This is a genomic window from Mucilaginibacter sp. L3T2-6 (assembly GCF_030519355.1).
GTDB lineage: Bacteria > Bacteroidota > Bacteroidia > Sphingobacteriales > Sphingobacteriaceae > Mucilaginibacter.
Map to the genome: position 1 here is coordinate 1 of NZ_JAUMKC010000038.1, position 25032 is coordinate 25032.

Sequence of the window (25032 nt, forward strand, 5' to 3'; positions counted from 1 at the left end):
CTCGGCTAATGGTTCCCCTTAACGGGCCCATAGCGGACTTGCACCGCCAAGTAAATGCGCCCTGCCGGGCGCACCACCAAAAAGCCCATTCCGATAATCCGGAATGGGCTTTTCTTGTAACAAAGTAAAGATTATCGTTTTTACTTACGCTTTGTTTTTTGCTTCCTGAACTTCAAGGCGGATAGCCTGTGCCAGGTTTTTCAGGTCTTGCATGCCTTTTCTTACGCGGGTACCGGCTGCGCTGTTACCCTTGTTGTAAAACTTGTCAGCATCTGCTTCCAAAGATGCTACCAACTCCTTTACTTCAGTAAATTTTTTCATTTCAGTTACTCCTTTTTTAAAATAATGAGGTTTTATTGTTTTATAAAGCTAATCTAAAATGTTTTTTCTTAATTAAAAACTTTTGCCAAATAAAAATAATGCGTTTAAAGTGGTTTTTTTCAACATTTCTAGCTTACAACCTCTATTTACACACTATTAAATACTTGCCAATATATTTTCAATAAGTTTGTAATAAATATTATAAATCAATAATATTTTTACAGTTTTTTAATATAAAGTTCACATCGGTTGCAAACACCAAAACAAAAGCATTACATCTTAATCAATATTCCAATGCAATTACATCGCAAATATTAAAACTAAAAACCCAGTAATTAGTTATGCCAGCAATTCCGGGTGATATTTATGTATTTTAATAATCAGCTCGCCAAACAGCGTATTGGCCCAGGCGAACCATTTACGGGTAAAATCAGCCGCATTATCTTTATTAAACGACTCATGCATGAAACCGGTTCCGGCGTGTGTGGTTTTAAGCCAGTGCAGGCATTTTGCAATCTCGGTTTTGTCGTTTGATGTGAGTGCGCGCATGATAATACTCATTGGCCATATGTAATTCAGCCCTACGTGCGGACCACCAATACCTTCGGCAGCCTTGCCCTTAAAGAAATAAGGATTGGCTGAACTTAAGATCATTCTCCTTGTGTGTTGATAAAGCGGATCGTGGGTTGAGAGCGCATTTAAATAGGGTAAAGCCAGCAGGCTCGGCACATTACTATCGTCCATAAATAACTGGTTACCGAACCCGTCTACCTCGTAAGCCAGCACCTTGCCATAAACCGGGTGCTGCGCTGTGGCATACTTTTGCAGGGCATGTGCAACTTCGGCCGCCAGCGTTTTACAGGTTGCTGCGGTCGCTGTATCCTTCCCGATACGCTCATACATTTCGGCCATTTGATAAAGGCTGGTTACTGCAAAGTAGTTGGATGGTATCAGGAACGGATAGATAGTCGCATCGTCACTGGGACGGAAAATAGAGCATATCAATCCAACCGGTTTTATGGGGTTGCCAAAGCCGCTTAAGGGAGCGGTATCGGTAGAAACTTCTGTTTTACGCTGAAAATGATATGGGCCTTTTCCATTTTTCCGTTGTTGTTCTTTAAAGGTAGCAACTATCCTCTTACCGGCCTTTTGCCAGTTTTCGTCAAAAAAGCTGATGTCGCCGCTGATCTTCCAATAGTTATAGGCCAGTCTTACGGGATAACAAAGTGAATCTACTTCCCATTTACGCTCATGCAGCTCGGGTTTCATGTCGGTGCGGTCACTGTCCCACTCGCTGCCGGTTGGGCCTTCATTAAAGGCATTGGCGTACGGGTCAATCAATATACACGCGGCCTGGCGGTTCAATACACCTTTAATAACATTCTTTAATTCAGGGTCGTTCTTTATCAGTGGCAGGTAAGGCCAAACCTGTGCAGAAGAATCGCGCATCCACATGGCATTGATGTCGCCGGTGATCACGAAGGTATCCGGGCGGCCGTTTTTTTCTGAGTAATTTACGGTAGTATCTAAAGTATTAGGATAGCAATTTTCGAACAGCCAGGCCAGTTCAGGGTCTTTAATGGCCGATTTGATGTTTTTTATGGTTGCTTCAACGGCCTTGCTGGTAAACTTACGGTCGGAAAGTTTAGGGCGCTTGCTTTCAAATTCTGCTGCTGTTGCAAACCAGGCCGGTTTTAAGCCAAGGCCGATACCGGCGGTGGTTACGCCGTTAATCTTGATAAAATCTCTGCGTGATAACATAACGTTTTAAATCGGTAAATGGTGAATGGTAAAAATAGAAAAGCATTGGGAAACGGCGATGGATATTTTTGATTAATTTACGTCAGCGGGAGACGCGAAGCATTGCGACTCTACGCCCCTTCAACAAAAAATCCCTCCCGGATTACCGAAAGGGATTTGATATAAATCGCATTTTTTAAACCTGGGTCAGTTCATCAACCACCAGCTTGTTCTCTTTATAAAAACCGGCTTTTAGCTTTGCCGCCATTTCGCTGAAGGCATCCAATGTGCGTTGTACATCTTCCAGGCTATGGGCTGCCGTTGGTATCAGGCGCAAAATAATCAGGCCTTTAGGTATTACCGGGTAAACCACGATAGAGCAGAATATGCCGTAATGCTCCCGCAAATCGCGGGTAAGTGCGGTAGCTTCTAATAGTTCGCCTTCCATAATCACCGGGGTAACCATGGTGTTGGTGTTACCGATATTAAAGCCAAGTTCTTTCAGGCCATTTTGCAATGTGCGGGCTATCAGCCAAAGTTTTTCGCGCAACTCCGGCATCGAAGTCAGCATTTCGAAACGCTTTTTTAAACCAATTACCATAGGCATAGGCAATGCCTTGGCAAATATCTGCGAACGCATGTTATAGCGCAGGTAATCAACAATCACTTTATCGGCTGCAACAAAACCACCAATGCCGGCCATCGATTTAGCGAAAGTACCGAAGTATACATCCACACAATCCACACAATCCTGTTCTTCGTGGGTACCGGCGCCGGTTGGCCCCATGGTACCGAAACCATGAGCATCGTCAACCAACAGGCGGAAGTTAAACTTCTTTTTAAGTTCAACAATCTCTTTTAGTTTACCCTGTGCGCCCGACATGCCGAATACGCCTTCGGTTATCAGCAATATGCCGCCGCCGGTTTCAGCAGCCAGTTTAGTGGCACGCTCCAATTGTTTCTCGCAGCTTTCGATATCGTTATGCTGGTAAACGTAACGCTTACCCATGTGCATTCGCAAACCATCAATGATACAGGCGTGTGATTCAGCATCATACACAATTACGTCGTTCCTGTCAACCAGTGTATCAATAATGGATACCATGCCCTGGTAGCCATAATTTAACAAGAAGGCATCCTCCTTACCCACAAACGCACCCAGGCTTTGCTCCAGTTCTTCATGATGCCTTGAGTTTCCCGACATCATCCTGGCGCCCATAGGATAAGCCATCCCATAGTCAGCGGCGGCTTGTGCGTCGGCCAGTCTAACTTCAGGATGATTGGCAAGGCCCAGGTAATTGTTCAGGCTCCAAACCACATGTTCCTTGCCGTTAAATTCCATATGCGGACCTATTTCCCCCTCCAGCTTAGGGTATGAAAAATACCCATGCGACCATTTTTGGTGCTGCCCGATAGGACCGCCCATATTTTTCGAGATCTTGTTAAATATATCCAAACCCGTAAGTTTAAAGTGTTTTATAAATGTACAAATATAGCCTTAATAACGTGTAGCTACAATCATTATTACTTTTTATAATAGCCTATAAACTGGTGAGCGGGGATCAATGATTAGAGATTGGTTGGATACCGAGAAACTTGTTTAATGATTAATTATAAAATAAAACGCATAACCCTGAGACAAAAATATTTGGCACCATTCGCCCCCTAAGTTGTCATTTTCGCACACGGTTGAATGCGCGAATCTGTTGCATATTTGTATTGTTAATTCAAACCTAATACAATAACGTCATGAAAAAATCATTCAAAGTCACTAAGCCGATAATGCTGATTGCAATCAGCATCATTTTTACAATAACCCAATCAAACGGGCAACAGATCAAGCCTTCCGCCAGCGGCTATGCACCGGTTAATGGCATTAAAGTTTACTACGAAGTATATGGCGAGGGCCGACCTATAGTTTTACTGCACGGCGCCTTTATGACCATCGAAGGAAACTGGGGACAAATAATACCTGAACTGTCAAAAACCAGGAAAGTTATTGCTATCGAGATGCAGGGACATGGGCACACACCTTATTCTGACAGGCCGCTAACCCATGCTAATATGGCAACTGATGTGGAAGGCGTTATGGATTACCTGAAAGTTGACAGTGCCGATATTGTAGGATACAGCATGGGCGGCTCTGTTGCTTACAAGTTTGCTATACAAAGCCCTAAAAGGGTAACAAAATTAGTGATCATTTCTTCTACCTATAAAAGTTCCGGCTGGCTACCCGAAGTAACCAGTGGTTTCAAATCATTTAAGCCTGAATTTTTTAACAATACGCCCATGCACACCGCTTACGATGCCGTAGCGCCTGACAAAACTAAATGGACAAAGTTTATAGAGCAGATGATTGCTTTCGCCTCACAGCCATTCGACTTTGGCGACGATAACGTTGCAAAAATCAAAGCGCCTGTATTGATCATAGCTGGTGATAATGACGGATTGAATAAAGTTGAACTTGCCAGGACCTACAAGTTACTGGGCGGCGGCGTTACTGCTGACATGGGCCCAATGCCAAAATCGCACCTGGCGGTAGTTCCTGCCCAGTCACATGTGAGCCTGATGATGCAAACCAATACGATTTTGGGGTACTTGAATGGGTTTTTGAAGTAACCCCCGGATTGCCAAGGTCGCTCAGACCTATATAACTAAAAGCACTGCTCGCAGTGCTTTTAGTTATATTAGAAGCAAATCCCGGAATATTGAATATATCAACTTCCCTCACCCAGCTCTTCTTCGAAAATGCGTCTCAAAACGACGAAGAGTTTTAGGCATAAAATGTAACCTTAACCGGAATGTCGTCAATATTTTTTGCTTTTTATAAAATAAGCGTATTTAAATATTCTTATTTATCAAGTATTTCAAAATTTAAGTATATTTGAATAACACTATTGTTTAAATCTATGAGTATCAAGCTAAAACCTATTTCAAATGACCTAAAATTAAGTAGAATACGGTATGAAAATCCATGGTGGACAAGCAATGATATTGAAGTTCAGTATAAAAAAATGAAACTCGATTGTACTTCGATCTGTTTTATCCCCTTGTTGAAGAAAAAGAGCCGCAAAGAGCTGTTGTGCTTATGGGGCCCCGACGAGTTGGCAAAACCGTAATGATGTATCATACTATCGGCAAGCTCCTCTCAAAAAAAGTTACGGATAGAAATAAGGTATGTTTTATAAACATCGAGAATCCGCTATACTTTAATATGGGGTTGGAAGAATTATTTCATTTAGCGCGAACAGCCAATGGAATAGATGATCCTCGCGGATATTATGTATTCTTTGATGAGATACAATATTTAACAAATTGGGAGATACATTTAAAAGTTTTGGTTGACAGTTATCCTGATACGAAGTTTATTGCTTCAGGCTCGGCAGCAGCGGCCTTGCGTCTTAAAAGTTCTGAAAGTGGCGCCGGCAGGTTTACCGATTTCTTGCTTCCTCCTCTCACTTTTCACGAATATATACATTTAAAAAATTTAAATCATTTACTGATTCAATCCTCCATCAATTGGCGTGGTAAGCAAAGTCAATGGTTTAGTACCACAAATATTCAGGAACTTAATAACCATTTTATTGATTATATAAATTATGGCGGATACCCTGAAGTTATTTTTTCTGAAAAAATTCAATCAAACATTGGCAGGTATATAAAAAGCGACATTATTGATAAGGTGTTATTGCGAGATCTCCCGAGTTTATATGGCATACAAAACGTACAAGAATTAAATACCTTTTTCACGACCCTTGTTTATTATTGCGGGAATGAAGTTTCCTTAGAAAGTTTATCTACCACCAGCGGTGTTAATAAGCTTACATTAAAAAAATATCTTGAATATCTAGAGGCTGCATTTTTGATAAAATCAGTTACGAAGATAGATGATAATGCAAAAAAGTTTCAAAGACAAACAAATTACAAAGTTTATCTGACCAACCCATCGCTTAGAAGTGCCCTATTTTCTCCACTAACGGCTACTGATGATGAGTTTCCCCACATGGTTGAAACAGCCATATTTGCACAATGGATGCATAGAATTTATTTTACGCCAAGATATGCAAGATGGAAGGACGGAGAAGTAGATTTGGTTGGTCTGGATGAAAAAAAATTGAAACCGATTTGGGCCGTAGAGATAAAGTGGACAAATAAACCATTCGATAATCCGTACAACGAATTGAAAAGCTTATTTTATTTCTGCAACAAAAACAAATTAAAAAGTGCTATAGTTACAACGATTGATAAAGAGGGTTTTAATTTCGTTAACAACATAGAGTTGATGTTTGTCCCAAGTGCTATCTACACATATATAGTTGGTTATAATAGTATAGAAAATAAAAAGGCAGGCTTAATGTAGCCATTCATTTGCCCTGTAAAATAATTTGGTCAAGAAGGCCTCTCCCTTTGAGTCTATAAAAAGCAAAAGCCCCGTTAACACGGGGCCTTACTTATTTATGCAATTAGGAATGTTTCTATTTATCGCAGCAGATTTAATTTACCCACCCGCCTGATCTCTACTTAACTAATCTCCAATTAACTGATCACTAGTCCACATTATCATGCAGGAACGAGTTATTGTTCCTGATCTCGGTATTGCCTTCGTCATCAGACAATAAGGAGAAACGCGATATCTGGCTTTCGTTAGATGCCGGAGTTTGTTGTAAGGCAATTTCCTTGCGTTTGTAGGCAGGCACACTTTCCAGCTCCTGTATATTATTGCTCCGCAGCTTCATGCTCAGGTCTTTCAGGCGCATGATGCGCTCACGTGATTTGCGCAATTGCTCCTCGATAGATTCATCTGTTTTATTGTCATCCGCACCAACCACTATTTCAGGCTCTTTTTCTGGTTCCGGAGCTTTCTCTTCCTCCTTAGGCTGCTGCATAAAGTTTACGGCAGGTTCGGCTATCTTGAAAGTCATTTCAGGAACGTCCGACGTCTCGGTTTCGGCAGCAGTAGTTTCCTCTTCTATCAGGTCGAATTTGATTACCGACGGCTCTTCTGTGCGTGTCGTAAACAAATCGAACATGCCGGTTTGCTTAGCTTCTTCTTTTGCCTCCTTCGGTTCCTTTGTACCTTTCATATAAGGCTCAGTGGTAGCGTCGGGTTTCACGGGGGTTATAAACTCGTTTACCACCTTAGCCTTGGGTTCCGGTTCGGGCACCAGCATCGATACTACTTTTCTGCTGCTTTGTTCTTTCTCGCGCTCGTCCTTGGTCTGGAAACCGGTTGCAATTATAGTCACCGATAATTTATCGCCCAGGTTTTCATCAATGCAGTTACCCCAGATCAGATCGGCGGCCAGGCCGGCCTCTTCCTGAATATAATCGGTAATTATACTTACCTCGTCCATGGTAACTTCTTTACTTCCGGAACTGATATTCAGCAGGATATAACGCGCTCCTTCTATCTCATTATCCTTTAACAGCGGCGATGCCAGAGCGCCTTCAACTGCTTTCAGCGCACGGTTTTCGCCTTCGGCCGCACAGCTGCCCATTATGGATACGCCACTATCTTTCATTACAGTGCGTACATCCTTAAAATCGACGTTTATATAGCCGGGCAGCGTTATAATTTCAGCTATACCTTTGGCTGCGGTAGTCAATATGTTATCAGCCTGCGCAAACGCCGAACCCAGGGTAAGGTTACCGAATATCTGGCGCAAACGGTCGTTACTGATCACCAGGAACGAATCCACATGCTTTTTCAATTCTTCCATACCGGCGTCGGCCTGCTGCTTACGGCGTTTGCCTTCAAAGGCAAACGGAGTGGTAATAATTCCCACTGTAAGGATATCCAGCTCACGTGCGGCCTTGGCTATAATAGGGCTTGCCCCGGTGCCGGTGCCGCCACCCATACCTGCTGTAATAAACAGCATCTTGGTATTTGTGCCAAGCATCTGCTTAATATCTTCAATGTTTTCGATAGCCGAATTTTTTCCGACTTCGGGTATTGAGCCTGCGCCCATGCCCTCAGTGAGGCTTGCTCCCAATTGTACCTTGTTAGGTATGGGGCTAAGCTCTAATGCCTGGGCGTCTGTGTTACAAATTATAAAGTCAACACCGGTAATCCCTTGCCTGTACATGTGGTTTACCGCATTACCCCCGCCGCCGCCAACACCAATTACTTTGATGATGGACGACTTTTCTTTTAACATTTCAAACTGCATAATGCTTATTTCCAGTTATATGTGATTGACGAATAAATAGATTTATCTAACGTAATATTATGACTTTTTGCACAACACTTATCCACATTTGTCAATATGTGGAAAGATAGGGCCGATGTGGAAAGTTCCTCTCAAAAGTTTAAAACAATTAACGGTTTTTCTCCTTTGGAACCTTTCCCGTTAGCCGCACCTAAGTTCTCTCCAAAGGAAAAAGCAGGGTGCGGCGGGGCGATGTTACTTTAAAAAGTCCTCATCAGCTATGTCGTCCTTAATAAACCGTTTGCCGCTTTCCAGTAATTTACCCAATAAGCCAAACTTTTTGTCTTCAGTATATTTGGTTTTTGTAACCTTTACTTCCTCTAAAGCCGGCACATAATCGTTATACTCCATTTTTTGGATACCCTTGATCAGCAGACCGATACCGGTAGCAAAAGTGGGGCTTTGCAGTTCCTCGTAAACATTCTTTGGCAGCAGCTCATTTTTAGCCAGGTGCTCATTGGGGTAACCTACGCGGCAATCCAGCCCGGTAACATACTCAACCAGCTGCGACAGGTGTTTCAACTGTGCGCCGCCGCCGGTAATAACGATACCCGCGATCAGCTTTTTCTCGTAACCGGATGACTTTATCTCGTAATACACATGCTCAATGATCTCTTCCATGCGGGCTTGTATCACGTAAGCCAGGTTCTTTACCGAAATTTCCTTCGGCTCGCGACCACGCAGACCCGGCACACAAACTATCTCGTTTTCTTTGTTTTCATCCGCCAAAGCCGAGCCAAACCTTACTTTCAGTTGTTCTGCTATGTTACGCATTACCGAGCACCCTTCGCGGATGTCTTCGGTGATACTGTTACCGCCAAACGGGATAACCGCTGTATGACGAATGATGCCCTCATGAAAAATAGCCACATCTGTAGTGCCGCCGCCAATATCTACCAATACCACACCGGCTTCTTTTTCTTCTTCGCTCAATACCGATTCCGAAGATGCCAATGGCTCAAGTATCAATTCGTCGCTTTGCAGGCTGGCTTTGTTAACGCACTTAACAATATTTTTTATGGCCGTAACCTGGCCGGATATAATGTGGAAGTTGGCTTCCAGGCGCACACCCGCCATACCGATAGGGTCTTTTATACCCGGCTCGTTATCCACGGTAAATTCCTGCGGCAACACGTGAATGATCTCCTCGCCCGGAGGCATCACCAGGTTATACATGTCTTCAACCAGCTTGTCGATATCCTTGCGGGATATTTCCGACTGCAGGTCGCGACGGGTTATCAGGCCACGATGCTGAAGGCTTTTGATGTGCTGGCCGGCGATGCCCACATTTACCACCTTAATCTCTACATTCGATTGCGTACCGGCTATGTCAACAGCCTGCGCAATGCCCTGTACGGTTTTATCTATATTGGACACCATCCCGCGGGTAACACCGGCCGACTCCGCCTTACCGATGCCTAATACCTCTATTTTCCCGTTCTTGCTCCTACGTCCAACAATAGCACAGATCTTTGTGGTACCGATGTCCAATCCTACCACAATTGGTGCGCTTTTTTCCTGAGTTGAAGTTTTGTCCATATTTTAATTCTTATTCTTATCCTTAATTATAGTAGATGTATCCTTAATCGCTTTTGTTGAATCACTGCTCATCTTTGCCTTTAATGAGTCAGATTTTAATACATTATTCCTCACTCCTACCACCTGGTTGGCATATTTTAAGTTTATCACTTTATAAGCATCCCAACCAACCAAAGGCAACGCCTTTTTATAAAACACCAGCAGGTTATGAAACTTGCTTTCGAGCGAATCGGCATGACCAATTAATATGCGGTTGTTACCCACACGGGGTATCAGTTCTATTTCATGATCTTTATTTACATAAAGCTGAGATATCTGCGCATCCCATAATGAGTCTTTCCGGATATAGTCCGCTGTTCTGAAAAGCTCGTTTGCTATTGGCGTATGCAGGCTGTCCACAACGTTGGCAAAAGCCTCGTCGATATAACCGTTAGCTACCAATACCCTTGCTGTAAAGTTTGATGACAGCGGGATCTTTAATCCATGCTGATCGACATAAAAGTCCTGGTCAAACCTGTTCATTACCCGTAAAATGGGCTGACGCTGGCTTATTTCCACATTTATCACGCCGTCCATATCAGTGTAAACCTTGGCAAACTCTATAAAGGGATTTGCTTTTAGCTTACTTTCCAGGTCCTGGATATTTATGTTTTGCATGCGGCGGCCTATCAGGCTCCGGCTGTTCACCTGCAAAATGTTATCAACCTCATCCCTGTCAATAAAGTACTGGTTGCCGGGAATATATATTTTTACATCCCTGCAAACCGCTTCGCTTTTTTTCTCTTCAATAAAACTCATCAGCACAACCAACCCGCCAAGGCATGTTACCCATGCAAGGCTTATCAGCAGTGGTTTCCAGATTCGTTTTTTAAACATCGAGTAATATCTTTTTCAGGGGTTGAACCAGCGTATCAATATCTCCGGCGCCTACGGTCAGCAGCAGCTCCGGCTTTTCTTCTTTTATTACATTAAGCACATCCTTTTTATTGATCAGGCGTTTATCAGCACTTTTCATGCGCTGCAATATCATATCCGAGTTTACGCCCTCAATAGGCAGCTCGCGTGCGGGATATATATCCAGCATGATCAACTCATCCGACAAATCAAGCGCTTCGGCAAAGCCGTCGGCAAAATCGCGGGTCCGGGTATACAAATGCGGCTGAAAAATTGTTGTCAGCTTTTTGCCGGGATATAGTTTTTTAACCGACCGGATTGCGGCCTTCAATTCCTCCGGGTGGTGCGCATAATCATCAATAAAAACATGCTGATCGGTCTTGATGATATACTCAAACCTGCGGTGTACGCCTCTGAATGATTCCAGCGCATTCTTAATTGCATCAGCCGGTACATCAAGCATCAGGCAGGCTTCAATAGCTGCTGTCGCATTCTCGATATTATGTAAACCCGCAATACCCATTTTTATATTGGTGATGCTGATGTTTTTATTCTTAAAATCAAAGAAGAAACTACCATCCTCTATCCGGATGTTTGACGCCATGGCATCGGCATCGCTGTCAACCGCATAAACCAGACCGGTTTCTAAAGGCAGGCCTTTTTTATGGATAAGTGTTCCGCCTTGTTTTACCTGCGAGGCAAACATTTTGAACGAGTCTGTCAGATGCGCATGGTCCCCATAAATATCCAGGTGGTCGGCATCCATCGATGTTATAACGGCAATATCCGGGTATAAGGTCAAAAATGAACGGTCAAACTCATCGGCTTCTACTACCACAATATCATTTTTACCATACAGCACATTGCTGTGATAATTGCTGGATAAACCGCCCAAAAAAGCCGAGCAATCTTTGCCTGAATCCTTCAGAATATGTGCTACCATCGTAGATGTGGTAGTCTTACCATGCGTGCCGGCGATAGCAACGGTGTACATTCCTTTGCTGATGATGCCCAATACCTGCGAGCGCTTGTACAACTCAAAGCCTTTTTCCCTGAAGAAATTCAGGATCGCCGAATCCTTTGGAATAGCCGGTGTATAAATGATCAGTGTGCACGCATCAGGCGCCTGGAAGCTATACGGAATCCAGTCCGGACGGTCCTCAAAAATCACCTGGATACCTTCATTGTGCAGCTCGTTGGTAAGGTCGGTAGAAGTTTTATCGTAGCCACACACCACGCAACCCAAATGATGAAAATACCGGGCCAGGCCACTCATGCCGATCCCCCCGATACCTACCAGGTAAACACGTTTTATATTACTTAGCTCCATCTTCCTTAGTCTAAAGTCTTGAGTCTAAAGTCTTGAGTCGCACACCAGGATTATAATTTCCTGACTTTGGGCTCACGTCTTAAGACTTATTACTGAGTTTGAACACTTCTTTTGCAATTATTTCATCTGCGTCAGGCATGGCCAGTTTGCCAATGTTGTCGCTTAGTTTCTTTTGTAATTCTTTGTCGTTTAGCAGCTCAATCACCCTGTCAACCAGCTTTGCTTCGGCATCGCGGTCTGCCACCAGGATAGCTGCATTTTCCTGTACAAGGGCCAGCGCATTCTTTGTCTGGTGGTCTTCGGCCACGTTTGGCGAGGGTACCAGTATTACCGGCTTTTTTACCATATACAGTTCTGCAATCGTTCCGGCCCCGGCCCTCGATATGATTAGATCAGCCGCCGCATAGGCTAAATCCATCCTGCTTAAAAATTCGGTAATGCGAACATTAGGATGGTAATTTTCACCCAGCTTCTCTATTATCCCTTTATAATAATATTTACCGGTTTGCCATATCACCTGCACATCGGCAGCAATCAGCTTTTCCAGTCCGGCCATGATACTTTTATTCAATGTGCCTGCACCAAGACTGCCACCTGTTACCAGCACCGTTTTTTTAAATGTCGACAGCTTAAACAGCTCCAGCGCCTGCATGTGTTTACCGGCAATATTCACCGAATCCCTGCGGATAGGGTTGCCTGTTTTTATTATCCTGCCGAAAGGAAAAAACTTCTCCATCCCGTCAAAGGCCACGCATATCTTTTGGGCCTTTTTTCCCAGCCACTTATTGGTAATGCCTGCATAGGAGTTTTGTTCCTGTATCAGGTAAGGCACATTTTTTACCGATGCCGCATAAAGTAATGGCCCCGATGCATACCCGCCAACACCTACAGCTGCGTCCGGCTTAAAGTCTTTGATGATCTTTACCGCCTCGCGCACACTCATCAGTAGCTTTACCGGGAACATTACGTTTTTCCAGATGGATTTACGCTGTATGCCCTGTATATCCAGCCCGATGATTTTGTAACCGGCAGCAGGAACTTTCTCCATTTCCATGCGGCCTTTGGCGCCAACAAATAATATCTCCGTGTTAGGATCAATAGTCCTCAAAGCATTGGCAATAGCAATAGCCGGGAAGATATGCCCCCCTGTGCCGCCGCCGCTAATGATGATACGGCGCCCCCCATCCCCCTGATGGGAGAGTTTTTGATTGGGTTGTTTTTTACTTTGCGCCATCGTTATTTACTTTCTGTGATTTTTCGTCCTTCTTCCGATTTCAGCGGCACTCAAGAGGGCTACGCCGTTTCACCGGTCTGAGGATGATTTCACCGATTTTTTAATTTTGTCAATTTCATTGATTGGAATGATTTCACTGATTCTTTTTTGCCTTGCTCCCCGCTTTGGGGCAGGGAGTTCTGGCGGTATTCATCAATATTCAATCAACTTTCTTTTTTTATTTGCGTCGCCTCTTTGTTCCCCCTTAGGGGGATTAGGTGGCTCTGCCTAAGCCAATGCCACATCTTCCCTTATCTCTCCCACTATCACTTTTTTCGGCTCCTCTATATCCCTGCTAACCGAAAGGATAATACCGAATGCCAGGCTGGTAAACAATATACTGGTACCACCCATGCTTACCAATGGGAGCGGAATACCCGTTACCGGCCCGAGACCAACAGCTACCGCCATGTTGGCAAAGGCCTGTATGGTTAAGCTAAAGCTTAAGCCGGCAGCCAGTAATGTTCCAAAAGCCTTCGGGGCCTTGGTTGCAATTTTTATACACCTGAATAGCAGGAACAGGTAAATGCCTATTAAAAATATCCCGCCGATCAGGCCATACTCTTCAACTATGATGGCATAAATCTCATCTGAGTATGCCTCGGGCAGACTATTTATCTCGTCGCTGTTGCCGACGCCTTTGCCGAACACACCGCCGGTAGCAATTGCTATCTTGGCGTGGTTAGACTGTTGCGCTTTATCAGGATCGGCCTTTTCGGGGTGCATAAATGTTTGCACACGGGTAATATACATGTGCCGGCGCGGGCCTAAAAACACAATCCCACACAGCACTATTGCACCGCCCATACACACCACCGCAATTTGTTTAACACTTATACGGCCCATAATCAACAACAAAATGCTTACGCCAAACAACATCAGCGCTGTTGACAAGTTTGCCCAGGCAATCAATGCAAATACCACACAAACCGCGCCCATTATAGGTATGAACGATTGCTTTACGTCCTTTATGTTTTCCTGTTTTATCGACAGGGTGCGCGCCAGGTAAGTTATCAACGCCAACTTGGCTAAGTCTGATGTCTGGAAGCTTAAGCCCGTACCGGGAATTGCAACCCAGCGGCTGGCTTCATTAACATGGTGACCAAAAATCAATGTGTACAATAGCAGCGGTATAGTAACAATCATCATCAGCTTTGATATACCACGGTAGTAGCGGTAGTCAATTTTGTGCGATACATACATCACCGCAAGGCCCGCAGCCAGCATAGCCAGGTGCTTCATCAATATCGATTCGGCGCCTACACCTTTTTTATAAGCCAGCGATCCGATGGCGCTGTACACGGCCAGCAATGAGATAAGCGACAGCAAGATCACTATCAGCCATATCCACCTGTCGCCTTTTGTATTACTGAGTAGCTTATTCATGTTATTTTTTTGATTTCACCGATTTGAGAATGATTTCACCGATTACACTGATTTAATTTTCAAATCAACACATCTTCAAATTCTTCATTCGCACATCTGCATATTGGCACATCCGCACATTATTAAAGTTCCTTCACTGCTTGTTTAAACTGGTTGCCGCGGTCTTCGTAATTTTTAAAAAGATCAAAGCTGGCACAGGCTGGTGACAACAACACCGTGTCGCCTTTTTCGGCCAGGTGGTACGATACCGCTGCCGCTTCCTGTGCTGAATGGGTATTCACAATTACCTCAACAATATCACTAAAGGCCTCATGTATGCGGTGGTTGTCCTTGCCAAGGCATACTATAGCCTTCACCTTTTGCTTCACCAGGTCGCGCAGCATGGTATAATCGTTCCCTTTGTCTACTCCGCCCAATATCAGCACCACCGGACTGGTCATACTTTCAAGTGCGTACCATGTAGAGTTAACGTTGGTAGCCTTTGAATCGTTAATAAAACTGATGCCCGATATCACAGCTACTGACTCCAACCTGTGCTCAATGGCATGGAACGTTTCCATACTCTCCCTAATCGTCGCGTTACGCAATTCCAGTACCCTGGCGGTGATGCCCGACGCCATAGAGTTGTAAATGTTGTGTTTACCCTGCAGGGCCAAATCGTTAATAGACATCTTGAATAATTGTTGGTGAATGTGAATGATAATATTGTTGTCTTCCAGGTATGCGCCCTCATCAACCTTTTTTTCGATTGAGAAGGGCAAAAGCTTTGCCGCGAAACTCCGGCCCTGCATACCCTTAACTGTTTCCGGGTCGTCGGCACAATAAATGAAATAGCTATCCGCGGTTTGATTTTGAGAGATCCGGAATTTCGACGCCGCGTAATTTTCCATTTTATAATCGTACCTGTCCAAATGATCAGGTGTAATATTCAGCAGCACTGCAATGTCAACCTTAAAGCGGAACATGTCATCGAGCATAAAGCTGCTCAGCTCGAGCACATAGATGTCAAACTTCTCGGTCGCCACCTGGTAGGCAAAGCTCTTTCCAATATTGCCGGCTAATCCCACATTCAATCCAGCATTTTTAAGGATATGGTAGGTAAGGCTGGTCGTAGTAGTTTTACCATTCGAACCGGTAATGCCTACAATCTTTGCGTTGGTGTACCTGCCTGCAAATTCTATTTCCGAAATAACCGGTATGCCGTTTTCTTTTATTTTTTTAATGATAGGCGCCTTTTCAGGTATGCCTGGGCTTTTGATCACTTCAACAGCGTTCAGAATTTCAGTTTCAGTGTGCTGTTTTTCCTCGAAACGAATATTCCAGTCTGTCAGCTGTTTTTTATAGTGCTCTGCTATCGCCCCGAAATCCGACACAAAAACATTATAGCCTTGCTGCTGCGCAAGGTATGCCGCCCCCACCCCGCTTTCGCCGGCCCCGAGAATGACTATGTTTTTGTTTGATTCCATTTACTTTATTTTTTGTTTTGTGATTTCATTGATTGGAATGATTTTACTGATCATTCTTTTTATTCTTTTGATTACACCGTGCTTTTTGATTGCACCGATTTCATTTTCAAATTTTCAAATCAACACATCTTCAAATCGCCCCATCCGCACATCACTACCTCAGCTTCAGCGTTATTATTGTCACTATCGCCAGCAATATTCCGATGATCCAAAACCGGGTTACAATTTTGGCCTCATGAAATCCCTTCTTCTGATAATGGTGATGCAGCGGCGACATCAGGAATACCCGCCTGCCTTCGCCGAATTTTATCCTTGTGTACTTAAACCAGCTTACCTGTATGATAACTGACAAATTCTCGATCACAAAAATTCCGCACAGCAATGGAACCATCAGTTCTTTTCGTATCATTATGGCGAAAACAGCTATGATACCTCCGATTGCCAGGCTGCCTGTATCGCCCATGAACACTTGCGCGGGGTATGAATTATACCACAGGAAGCCCACACATGCGCCTACGAAGGCTCCGGCAAAAATTACCAGCTCACCCGAATTGGGGATGTACATAATGTTCAGATAGTCAGCAATAACTGTGTTGCCGGATACATAAGCCAATATGGCCAGCGTTATACCAATAATGGCCGAGGTGCCTGTCGCCAGGCCGTCGATACCATCTGTAATATTTGCTCCGTTGGATATGAACGTGATTATTATTATCACGAAGAACATAAATACAAGCAATGAGTAATGGTCCGGATCCCCGCCGATGAACTTCAGCACCTTGCCATAGTCGAACTCATTGTTCTTATAAAATGGCATAGTCGTTTTGGTGGAATGAATATCCTGTGTGTAAACCGGTTTGCCGGCACGCATATGAAAATCAACCGGGGCGTCAATCTTCACAGGCGGCTTTACCTCCTGGCGTATCACGATATCCGAATTGGAATACATGGTGAAGCCGATAAACAGCGCTAAACCAACCTGGCCGATGATTTTAAACTTGCCCGCTAATCCCTCTTTGTTCTTTTTGAATACTTTAATGTAATCATCTAAAAAACCTATCGCGCCCAGCCAAACGGTGGTTACAATCATCATAATGACATAGATATTGCCTAGCTTGGCGAACAACAGCGTTGGGATCAAAATACCTAACAGAATGATGATACCACCCATAGTTGGCGTACCGGCTTTTTGCATCTGACCTTCCAGACCCAGGTTACGGATGGTTTCCCCTACCTGCTTAAAGCGCAGATAGTCGATCAACCTGCGGCCAAACACCGTAGTAACCAGCAACGAGGTAATTACAGCCATTGCCATTCGGAACGTGATGTATTGAAACACCCCCGCACCGGGAATAGTGTAATTTTTGTTCAGCCAGGTGAATAGATAGTATAGCATATTTAATGTGCGGATTATTGATGTGCAGATGTGCGGATTAATGCATATCTCAGTTCTCCAATTACCTTTATTTTATCTATAAATAGTTCCATTTAATTTTTCTTCATCATTCGCGCATCCGCACATTATCTTTTTCATTCGCACATCTGCATATCCATGCATTTGCACATCAATCAGCTATTTGTTGTCGATATTATCTTCCCAAGTATTCTCAGAATCGACTGGATATCATCGAGCATGTCTTGCTGAAATGGGTAGTTATTGGCGAACTTGCAAAGCTTTAACCAATACTCCGTTTCCCCCGCTTCCTTGTAAGCAATTTTGCACTTGTGCTTGAAATCTCCTTTACTCTCGGCACCTTGCGCCTCGCACATATTTGCACCAATTGATGTTCCGCTCCTAAAAAGCTGATTTGCCATATTGAATTTTCTTTTAGATTCAAGCACTTCGGTGAAGGCGATTATTTTCAACGAAAAGCTAAAAGTCAAATCAACTATCAGGTTTGGTTTATCACTCATTGTTTCTTCACAGGTCTGCAATAGTCACTATCTGGCCATAAATTATCCATCAATTTCCCCATCCGCACATTCGCATATCTGCACATTCGCACATCACTCTAACTCTTTAAAAATATTAGTCAGCTCCTCCATATCATCGAAATGAGAGCGAACGCCTTTAACCTCCTGGTATTTCTCATGGCCTTTTCCTGCAATCACCACTATATCTCCGGGCTGAGCCAGCATACAAGCTGTTTTTATAGCCTCTCGCCTGTCTACAATACTTAGCGTGTGGCGTTTAAATGCAGGGTCTACGCCTTCTTCCATGTCTTTGATAATTTGCGCAGGGTCTTCCGAGCGGGGATTATCAGAAGTGAGTATTACCTTATCACTCCATTCGCAGGCCGCTTTTGCCATGAGCGGGCGCTTGGTTTTGTCCCTGTCGCCGCCGCAGCCTACAACGGTTATTACCTTTTCGTTGTGTTTCCGAATGTCATGTACTGTGCTCAATATGTTCTGCACAGCGTCGGGCGAGTGGGCATAATCCACAATGCCAATAATCTTGTTTGGCGCAACTATATAGTCAAACCTGCCACGCGCTCCTGTGAGCTTGCTCAGGCTGGTAAGTATTTTTGTTTTATCCTGCTCCAACAGCATCGCAGCCGAGTAGACCGCCAGCAGGTTGTAAGCATTGAAAGTACCTACCATTTTAAACCATACCTCTTCGCCATCAATCTGCAGATGTAAGCCTTCAAACTGGTTCTCAAGAATGCGTGCCTTGTAGTCGGCCATGCTTTTTAAACCGTAGGTTTTTTTATGGGCCCTGGTGTTCTGCAGCATTACGTTGCCGTTTTTATCGTCAAGGTTCGTCAACGCAAAGGCATCTGCCGGCAGATCATCAAAGAATTTCTTTTTGGCCTTCAGGTATTTCTCGAAGGTTTTATGATAGTCCAAATGGTCATGCGTCAGGTTTGAGAATATCGCCCCGGTAAACGTGAGCGCGCTGATGCGGTGCTGGTCAATTGCATGAGAACTCACTTCCATAAAGCAGTAATCGCAACCTTCCTCAACCATATCATGCAACAAGGAGTTTAGTACGACAGGATCGGGTGTAGTGTGTGTAGCCGCTGTTACTTTACCATTGATCTGATTTTCGACAGTTGATAACAGCCCGCATTTATAGCCCATATCGCGAAACAGTTTATATAACATGGTTGCGATGGTGGTTTTGCCATTGGTTCCGGTTACGCCAACCAGCTTTAGTTTAGCCGACGGGTTGCCATAGAAATTAGCGGCAACAATACCCAGGGCTACGGCGGAGTCGGCTACCATTAAAAAATCAACCTCGCCGGTAACGCGCGATGGCAGTTCCTCGCAAACCACAGCTATGGCACCCTGTTCAATTGCCTGCAGGATATAGTCATGACCATCAACCAGCGTGCCTTTAACCGCTACAAACATGCAGCCCGGTATTACCTTGCGCGAATCAAAAACTACGGCAGTAATTTCCACGTCGGCGCTGCCCTGCAGTTCAGTAAACGCAAGCCCTTCTATTATGTCGCTCAAATATCTCATTGCAGTTCAATTGTTATTTTTGATCCTTTTGGGGTTATGCTGCCCGCCGCTATCGATTGTGAAGCAACCATGCCGCTACCCCTTGCCTGTACTTTATATCCTGCGTTGCCCAGCACATACAGGGCATCGCTCAATCCCATCCCCTTTACCTGCGGCACTACGCCGGGTTTGTAGCTTAGGTCTTCAAAGGCTACGCCACTGCTGGTATCTATTCCGCTGCCGCCATTGTTTGCGTAAAGCGGCTTAACGCCCAGTTTTGTATATACCTGCTTAAGCGCCTTTACATTGCCTTTTTTAATCTGCGGCAAATTGGTGTTGCCTACGTAGTGCATTACCGGTGCAGGATGCAAGCTATGGTCGGCTGCAAACACACGATCTGCAATCTTTTTGAATACCGGCGCTGCGACCTTTGCAGCCAGGTATGAACCCTTTGTTGCCTTGTTTACCACTACGATCATGGAATACTTGGGGTTTTTGGCCGGAAAATATCCCGCAAACGATGTTTGATGGTCTTTTTTATCTCCGTAGCCCTTTGACATATTGGCAATTTGCGCCGTACCCGTTTTCCCCGCTGCTGTGTAAGCAGCATTTTTAAACAAGCTTTTTACGTTACCCTCTTTGACTACCCCTTCCAGCAAAGCCCTCATCTTGCCCAGGGTGGCATCAGAGCACACCTTGTCGTTAATCACCCTTGCATGGAATTGCTCAACCGTATTTCCCAGCCTTCTGATTTCTTTAACCAGCACCGGTGCTATCAGTTTACCATTATTGGCTACCGCATTATAAAGCGTCAGCATTTGCAGCGGCGTTATTTTCATCTCGTAGCCGTAAGCCATTTCCGGCAAGCTGTAGTTAATATTCCAGGTGCGGCTTTTCGGATTTTTTACCACAGGCTGTGCCTCGCCGGGAATCTGCAATTGCAGCTTCTCATTCAGGTGAAAACTGTAGAGCTTATTAGTAAACTGCCAAGGGTTATTATAATAGGCATTGTACACAAATTTGGCCGCTGCCACGTTTGACGATTCTTCAAAAGCCTTTTTAGCGGTCATCATAAAGTTGTAATCCTCTACGTCGCTAATCAGGGGCCCCTTGGGTATTTTATACTTACCGCCGTCGCCGTTAATCATGGTATTGGTATCAATTTTATGCTGATCGAACAATGCCATATAGGTCGCCAGCTTAAAAGTGGAGCCAGGATCGGCAGCATCAGCAATAGCATAATTCAGTTTTTCTTCATATTTGCCCTCTTTGGTGCGGGTAAAGTTGGCAATGGCCCTTATTTCGCCTGTAGCCACTTCCATCAATACTACGCAACCATGGTCGGCGCCAACACTGTCAAGCTGTGCCTTTAATACCTGTTGCGCTATATCCTGAAAGTTCACATCTATCGTCGAAATAATATCGGCGCCATCTTTCGGCTCTACTTCGTCTTCGCCGTTATTTACCGGCATCCATAAACCGCCGGCCATACGTTGCACCAGGCGCTTACCGCTTTCGCCATTTATATATTTAACATAGGCGCCTTCCAGACCTACCCCATTTTTTACATTTTCGTTTTTATAGCCGATGGTGCGCAACGCAAGTGATTTGTATGGCAATACACGCCTGTTTTGCTCAACTACGATCAGGCCCCCTTTATATTTACCCAGCCTGAAAATCGGGAACTTGCGCAGAAGCACCAATTCGTGGTGTGTTAAACGGCGCCTGTTCAGCAATTCGTAACGCGAACCCTCTTTACGGGCCTCTTTTAGCCAGCGCATATACTCTTTGGGCGTTTTATCGCCATATAGCTGCGATAACTTTATAGCCAGCGAATCCACATTTTCATTAAAAGTGTCATCATCATCAAAGCCGGGCGCCTGCATATCTACATGCACATCATATTCTGGTACCGATGTAGCCAGCAAACTCATATCGTTCGCGAAGATGTTTCCACGGGCAGCTTCAACGGTCTGGTATTTGGTGGTAATGGTTTTAGCCATGGCCTTCCATTTGTCACCCTGCACAAACTGTACCCGCACCAACTGTATAATAACTGCAGCGGCAAAAACCAGTATCAGCCCAAAAGCCAGATAAACACGCAGCAGTATGTTTCTTCTAATGCTCATCACCCACCTCCTTGTCTTCTATCTTTTGCGGGGGCGTAAGCGATTCTTTTAATCCAAGCGTATCAGCACGCCTCGCCACTTCGGTTAGCGTGCTTTTAAAAGCCAGCTCTGCCTTGGTTGTCTTAAAATCCCAGCTTAACTCCTTTACTTCTTTTGTTATCTTGCTTATCTGGCGTATGTTTCTTTCAGCCATGTGCATATTGGCTATATAAATCATTCCCAGCAGGGCTAAAAACAACACAAATGGCAGCGCCCGGGTTGCCGCTTCGGCATTCCAGAAACCTTTGGTGAAGAACTTGATCAGGAAATTGTCGGGAAACTCTTCATGCTTTCTTTCCTCAACAATCAGCCTTTGCTTTTCAGCTTCTTCTTCCTCAATTTGCGAACGCAGCTTGTTAGTCATTTCTTCACCGCTATTCTTAACTTAGCGCTCCGTGCCCTGTTATTTTGTTTTATTTCTTCTTCCGACGCAGTTATCGCACCCCTGCTCACCGCATCAAACGGCTTGTTATCGTTTCCGTAAAAATCTTTCTCCACCTCGCCGCTGAATTTCCCCTTGGCGATAAAATTTTTTACCAGCCGGTCCTCCAGCGAATGGTACGACATCACCACCAGTCTGCCGCCCGATGCCAGCACCGAAGCAGTCTGGACTAAAAAATCCTTCAGCGCTTCCAGCTCCTGGTTTACCTCGATGCGCAATGCCTGAAAAACCTGCGCCAGGTATTTATTTTCTTTTCCTTTCGGGATGCGGTTACTGATGGCATTCTTCAAATCGGCCACGGTTACTATCGGCGCATTGAGCCTTGCGGTAACAATAGTGTTTGCCAGCGACTTTGCGTTTTGTATTTCGCCATACACGCCAAAAATGCGGTGCAGTTCAGCTTCGCTATAGGTATTTATCACCTGCCTGGCCGTCAGCTCCGACTGGCGGTTCATCCGCATATCCAACTCTGCATCAAAGCGGATAGAAAACCCCCGTTCAGCCTGGTCAAACTGGTACGATGAAACACCCAGATCGGCCAGTATGCCATCAACAGGGATAGCATCATGCAAACGGGCGAAATTTTTTAGGTAACGGAAATTTTGATCTATGAAAATAAAGCGCTCATCGTCGATCTTATTCTGCTGCGCATCTGCATCCTGATCGAATGCCAGCAACCTTCCGTCCTTATTTAAATGCTTTAATATCTCGCGCGAATGGCCGCCGCCGCCAAAAGTTACATCAACATAGGTACCGCCAGGTTTAATAGCCAGGCCCTCGATACATTCGCGAAGCATTACGGGCGTATGGTATGTGCTCATAAGCCGCCCTCCCTTCTTTTGTCGCCCATTACTTCTTCGGCCAGTGCGGCAAAGTTTTCGGGTTCGCTCTCTATCATAGCATTGTACGCCGCCCTGTCCCACATTTCTATCTTAGTGAGCATACAATTTAAAACCACATCTCCGCTGATGCCCGCATAATCCAATAAACCCTGGGGCAAATTCACCCTGCCGGCCGCATCGAGCGTTAATTCCGTCGCACCGCGGGTGAAATACCTGATGAATTCTATGTTCTTTGTTTCGTATTGATTAAGTTTGTTGAGTTCATCAAGTTTTTTGTCCCATTCGGATTTAGTGTAAATGACCAGATACTTTTTAAAGCCACGATTAACCACAAAGCTCTCTTTCTCAGCTTCGGGAAGCTGTTTCTTGAGGCCCGCAGGGATCATCATGCGCCCTTTGTTATCCAGTTTACACTCAAACTCTCCGTTTAAATAGGACATATAAAAGCTATGGCAATTAATTGTATGTAAAATTAGACTTCTTTTACCACTTCTTACCACTTTCTCCCACTAAAGTTATTAACACTTGTGCAATAGCCGTGTGGATTATTTTTTATGCCGATAATTGCTATTCTTTGTGTTAACCAAATTTAACCGGTAATAATTACAGCATTGATTATCAATTTGTTATAATAAAATAACAGGTGCGTTTCTGGATGATTAAAAAACCTGACGCTGCAACTGCAAAGTGGGAGAAATACCGCTTTAAGGACCTTTTAACCGGTATGGTGGAAAATGACGGGTTGTAAAAACTGTAAAAATCCGTCGCGATTGTTGTGCAAACTTGTGAAATACAGCGGCTTAAATTTCAACAATAAAAACCAGGCTAAAAACACAGCGAAATCAGCCTTTCAGAGAGTAGCAAAGGGGGGAGAAACTCCAAAAAATTAATAGCGGTGGGCGAAAGTGGAGGAAAATTGGAAAAATTGAGATCGGTGGGGGAAAGTGGAAGGAAATCCAAAATTTTCACTCCGTTTGCCGCAGGCCTGCGGTCCGGGCAGGTGTCGGTCTTTTTCGACCCGGATGCTTCGTCAAAATCAATCAAACTTTCGCAAATAATTCTTATTGATCAATTCCGCATAAGGTATATCACTTATCTTATCCATACGGAACCATGGAGAATGATATTGCAGCACCTGTATGTTTTGTGCAGGCATAAAGCTTTGGGCTGCTTTTGATGTTTGTCATTTTCTACCACATCCATCACTATAAAACAGTGGCCGGGCGAACCGCCATGGATGAAAATATCTCCGGCTTTCAGGTCTGCAGCGTTGGTAACAGCATGTGTTTCTTTTTCTAACGAAATGGTGCCGGCATAAGAGAATACCAGTTCCATATAGCGCATAAAAGCCGGGTAGCTGTAATCTTTTTTAGCCTTAAGCTTCCATTTATTGTTGCGGTAACGGTAGCCTTCCGCATAATGCACATAGTCGCATTTAAAGCCGCTTACAAAATTAAAGCTAATGGATTTATAATCCTTTTTTTGATATAAGTACTCGCCGCGCAGACGCATTACCGCATCGGCGCATTGCTGTAAATCCTGGTCGCCTACGCTTATGTCAACTACCGCAGCGGTGTAAAGGTTTGTTCTGGCTACCTCGCCCCGGTAGGTTTTAGTTGGTGTGCCGGCCTGCTTTAATGGCAGGCTTCGTAAATATTCGGCAAAGCTACCGGGCTTTACCGCTACACGGTGATAACCTTCGGGAGCTTTGAAACGGGTTGTTATGTTATCCGGGGCAATAAAGCTGCCGGATAATAAAAGGATAACGGCAAGGAATATTTTCATGATGATTCAGGTTGGTTTAATAATTCTTCCCATAAGCTTTTGGGTTCGCCTCACCCTGCCCTCTCCAAAGGAGAGGGTTCTAAGAACTGAGCTGCTCAAGTCCTCTCCTTTGGAGAGTAATAGCCCATCAAGTGACATTTGCGATTTTATTGATTAGTACCTCGAAAATTAATTTGTCAGTACGGTGGTT

The 25032-nt window shown here is 44.4% G+C and carries 20 protein-coding genes; 2 read left to right on the plus strand and 18 right to left on the minus strand.

Features of this window, described 5'->3' with window-relative positions:
• Nucleotides 1–144 precede the first annotated feature (144 nt).
• The 3 genes from Q3W13_RS24830 to Q3W13_RS24840 all read right to left on the minus strand — a co-directional run bounded on the left by Q3W13_RS24830 (nt 145) and on the right by Q3W13_RS24840 (nt 3517).
• Nucleotides 145–321 (minus strand): histone H1, encoded by a 177-nt coding sequence (locus tag Q3W13_RS24830; protein WP_096354567.1) that lies wholly within the window; start codon nt 319–321, stop codon nt 145–147.
• A 339-nt stretch (nt 322–660) separates the two neighbouring features.
• On the minus strand, nt 661–2082 hold the full coding sequence (locus Q3W13_RS24835; protein ID WP_302868669.1) for a glycoside hydrolase family 125 protein: 1422 nt from the start codon (nt 2080–2082) through the stop codon (nt 661–663).
• A 175-nt stretch (nt 2083–2257) separates the two neighbouring features.
• Nucleotides 2258–3517 carry an aminotransferase class I/II-fold pyridoxal phosphate-dependent enzyme gene (locus tag Q3W13_RS24840; protein WP_302868670.1) on the minus strand — a complete coding sequence of 420 codons (1260 nt, stop codon included), beginning with the start codon at nt 3515–3517 and terminating at the stop codon, nt 2258–2260.
• A 293-nt stretch (nt 3518–3810) separates the two neighbouring features.
• Between Q3W13_RS24840 and Q3W13_RS24845 the strand changes: the two genes are divergently transcribed.
• Both Q3W13_RS24845 and Q3W13_RS24850 read left to right on the plus strand, forming a co-directional pair.
• Nucleotides 3811–4680, plus strand: coding sequence for an alpha/beta fold hydrolase (locus tag Q3W13_RS24845; RefSeq protein ID WP_302868672.1), 870 nt, complete (start codon nt 3811–3813; stop codon nt 4678–4680).
• A 406-nt stretch (nt 4681–5086) separates the two neighbouring features.
• Entirely contained in the window at nt 5087–6421 is a 1335-nt protein-coding gene (locus Q3W13_RS24850; protein ID WP_302868674.1) for an ATP-binding protein, read from the plus strand.
• A 187-nt stretch (nt 6422–6608) separates the two neighbouring features.
• Here Q3W13_RS24850 and ftsZ read toward each other — a convergent pair whose 3' ends face one another.
• The 15 genes from ftsZ to Q3W13_RS24925 all read right to left on the minus strand — a co-directional run bounded on the left by ftsZ (nt 6609) and on the right by Q3W13_RS24925 (nt 24842).
• Nucleotides 6609–8231 (minus strand): cell division protein FtsZ, encoded by a 1623-nt coding sequence (ftsZ, locus tag Q3W13_RS24855; RefSeq protein ID WP_302868676.1) that lies wholly within the window; start codon nt 8229–8231, stop codon nt 6609–6611.
• 234 nt (nt 8232–8465) lie between these two features.
• Nucleotides 8466–9809, minus strand: a complete 1344-nt coding sequence (gene ftsA, locus Q3W13_RS24860) for a cell division protein FtsA (protein WP_302868678.1) — start codon at nt 9807–9809, stop codon at nt 8466–8468.
• A gap of 3 nt (nt 9810–9812) precedes the next feature.
• Entirely contained in the window at nt 9813–10685 is an 873-nt protein-coding gene (locus Q3W13_RS24865) for a cell division protein FtsQ/DivIB (RefSeq protein WP_302868680.1), read from the minus strand.
• Nucleotides 10678–12033: a UDP-N-acetylmuramate--L-alanine ligase gene (murC, locus tag Q3W13_RS24870; RefSeq protein WP_302868683.1), complete on the minus strand. Its 1356-nt coding sequence runs from the start codon at nt 12031–12033 to the stop codon at nt 10678–10680. Before murC ends, Q3W13_RS24865 begins: the two co-directional genes overlap by 8 nt.
• Nucleotides 12034–12112: 79 nt before the next feature.
• Entirely contained in the window at nt 12113–13267 is a 1155-nt protein-coding gene (murG, locus tag Q3W13_RS24875; RefSeq protein ID WP_302868685.1) for an undecaprenyldiphospho-muramoylpentapeptide beta-N-acetylglucosaminyltransferase, read from the minus strand.
• Nucleotides 13268–13534: 267 nt separating this feature from the next.
• A complete protein-coding gene (locus Q3W13_RS24880; RefSeq protein WP_302868687.1) occupies nt 13535–14692 on the minus strand; it encodes an FtsW/RodA/SpoVE family cell cycle protein in 1158 nt (385 codons plus the stop codon).
• A gap of 122 nt (nt 14693–14814) precedes the next feature.
• Nucleotides 14815–16158, minus strand: coding sequence for a UDP-N-acetylmuramoyl-L-alanine--D-glutamate ligase (gene murD, locus Q3W13_RS24885; RefSeq protein ID WP_302868689.1), 1344 nt, complete (start codon nt 16156–16158; stop codon nt 14815–14817).
• A 154-nt stretch (nt 16159–16312) separates the two neighbouring features.
• A complete protein-coding gene (gene mraY / locus Q3W13_RS24890; protein ID WP_302868691.1) occupies nt 16313–17554 on the minus strand; it encodes a phospho-N-acetylmuramoyl-pentapeptide-transferase in 1242 nt (413 codons plus the stop codon).
• 173 nt (nt 17555–17727) lie between these two features.
• Nucleotides 17728–18072: a four helix bundle protein gene (locus tag Q3W13_RS24895; RefSeq protein ID WP_302868692.1), complete on the minus strand. Its 345-nt coding sequence runs from the start codon at nt 18070–18072 to the stop codon at nt 17728–17730.
• Between the two features lie 93 nt (nt 18073–18165).
• On the minus strand, nt 18166–19626 hold the full coding sequence (locus Q3W13_RS24900; RefSeq protein ID WP_302868694.1) for a UDP-N-acetylmuramoyl-L-alanyl-D-glutamate--2,6-diaminopimelate ligase: 1461 nt from the start codon (nt 19624–19626) through the stop codon (nt 18166–18168).
• Nucleotides 19623–21734, minus strand: coding sequence for a penicillin-binding protein (locus tag Q3W13_RS24905; RefSeq protein ID WP_302868696.1), 2112 nt, complete (start codon nt 21732–21734; stop codon nt 19623–19625). Before Q3W13_RS24905 ends, Q3W13_RS24900 begins: the two co-directional genes overlap by 4 nt.
• Nucleotides 21724–22137, minus strand: a complete 414-nt coding sequence (locus tag Q3W13_RS24910; protein WP_302868697.1) for an FtsL-like putative cell division protein — start codon at nt 22135–22137, stop codon at nt 21724–21726. The genes Q3W13_RS24905 and Q3W13_RS24910 overlap by 11 nt, the downstream gene beginning before the upstream one ends.
• Nucleotides 22134–23036 (minus strand): 16S rRNA (cytosine(1402)-N(4))-methyltransferase RsmH, encoded by a 903-nt coding sequence (rsmH, locus tag Q3W13_RS24915; RefSeq protein WP_302868699.1) that lies wholly within the window; start codon nt 23034–23036, stop codon nt 22134–22136. The genes Q3W13_RS24910 and rsmH overlap by 4 nt, the downstream gene beginning before the upstream one ends.
• Entirely contained in the window at nt 23033–23497 is a 465-nt protein-coding gene (mraZ, locus tag Q3W13_RS24920) for a division/cell wall cluster transcriptional repressor MraZ (RefSeq protein WP_302868700.1), read from the minus strand. Before mraZ ends, rsmH begins: the two co-directional genes overlap by 4 nt.
• Nucleotides 23498–24149: 652 nt before the next feature.
• Nucleotides 24150–24842 (minus strand): DUF4846 domain-containing protein, encoded by a 693-nt coding sequence (locus Q3W13_RS24925; RefSeq protein ID WP_302868702.1) that lies wholly within the window; start codon nt 24840–24842, stop codon nt 24150–24152.
• Nucleotides 24843–25032: the final 190 nt, after the last annotated feature.

Excerpts from the sequence above, each read along its gene's own strand:
- mraY (WP_302868691.1), bottom strand. The coding sequence starts at position 17,554 with ATGCTATACTATCTATTCACCTGGCTGAACAAAAATTACACTATTCCC.
- Q3W13_RS24910 (WP_302868697.1), bottom strand. The coding sequence starts at position 22,137 with ATGACTAACAAGCTGCGTTCGCAAATTGAGGAAGAAGAAGCTGAAAAG.
- Q3W13_RS24900 (WP_302868694.1), bottom strand. The coding sequence starts at position 19,626 with ATGAGATATTTGAGCGACATAATAGAAGGGCTTGCGTTTACTGAACTG.
- Q3W13_RS24865 (WP_302868680.1), bottom strand. The coding sequence starts at position 10,685 with ATGTTTAAAAAACGAATCTGGAAACCACTGCTGATAAGCCTTGCATGG.
- Q3W13_RS24895 (WP_302868692.1), bottom strand. The coding sequence starts at position 18,072 with ATGAGTGATAAACCAAACCTGATAGTTGATTTGACTTTTAGCTTTTCG.
- murG (WP_302868685.1), bottom strand. The coding sequence starts at position 13,267 with ATGGCGCAAAGTAAAAAACAACCCAATCAAAAACTCTCCCATCAGGGG.
- Q3W13_RS24905 (WP_302868696.1), bottom strand. The coding sequence starts at position 21,734 with ATGAGCATTAGAAGAAACATACTGCTGCGTGTTTATCTGGCTTTTGGG.
- Q3W13_RS24835 (WP_302868669.1), bottom strand. The coding sequence starts at position 2,082 with ATGTTATCACGCAGAGATTTTATCAAGATTAACGGCGTAACCACCGCC.
- rsmH (WP_302868699.1), bottom strand. The coding sequence starts at position 23,036 with ATGAGCACATACCATACGCCCGTAATGCTTCGCGAATGTATCGAGGGC.
- Q3W13_RS24830 (WP_096354567.1), bottom strand. The coding sequence starts at position 321 with ATGAAAAAATTTACTGAAGTAAAGGAGTTGGTAGCATCTTTGGAAGCA.
- murD (WP_302868689.1), bottom strand. The coding sequence starts at position 16,158 with ATGGAATCAAACAAAAACATAGTCATTCTCGGGGCCGGCGAAAGCGGG.
- murC (WP_302868683.1), bottom strand. The coding sequence starts at position 12,033 with ATGGAGCTAAGTAATATAAAACGTGTTTACCTGGTAGGTATCGGGGGG.
- ftsA (WP_302868678.1), bottom strand. The coding sequence starts at position 9,809 with ATGGACAAAACTTCAACTCAGGAAAAAAGCGCACCAATTGTGGTAGGA.
- Q3W13_RS24925 (WP_302868702.1), bottom strand. The coding sequence starts at position 24,842 with ATGAAAATATTCCTTGCCGTTATCCTTTTATTATCCGGCAGCTTTATT.
- Q3W13_RS24845 (WP_302868672.1), top strand. The coding sequence starts at position 3,811 with ATGAAAAAATCATTCAAAGTCACTAAGCCGATAATGCTGATTGCAATC.
- Q3W13_RS24880 (WP_302868687.1), bottom strand. The coding sequence starts at position 14,692 with ATGAATAAGCTACTCAGTAATACAAAAGGCGACAGGTGGATATGGCTG.
- mraZ (WP_302868700.1), bottom strand. The coding sequence starts at position 23,497 with ATGTCCTATTTAAACGGAGAGTTTGAGTGTAAACTGGATAACAAAGGG.
- ftsZ (WP_302868676.1), bottom strand. The coding sequence starts at position 8,231 with ATGCAGTTTGAAATGTTAAAAGAAAAGTCGTCCATCATCAAAGTAATT.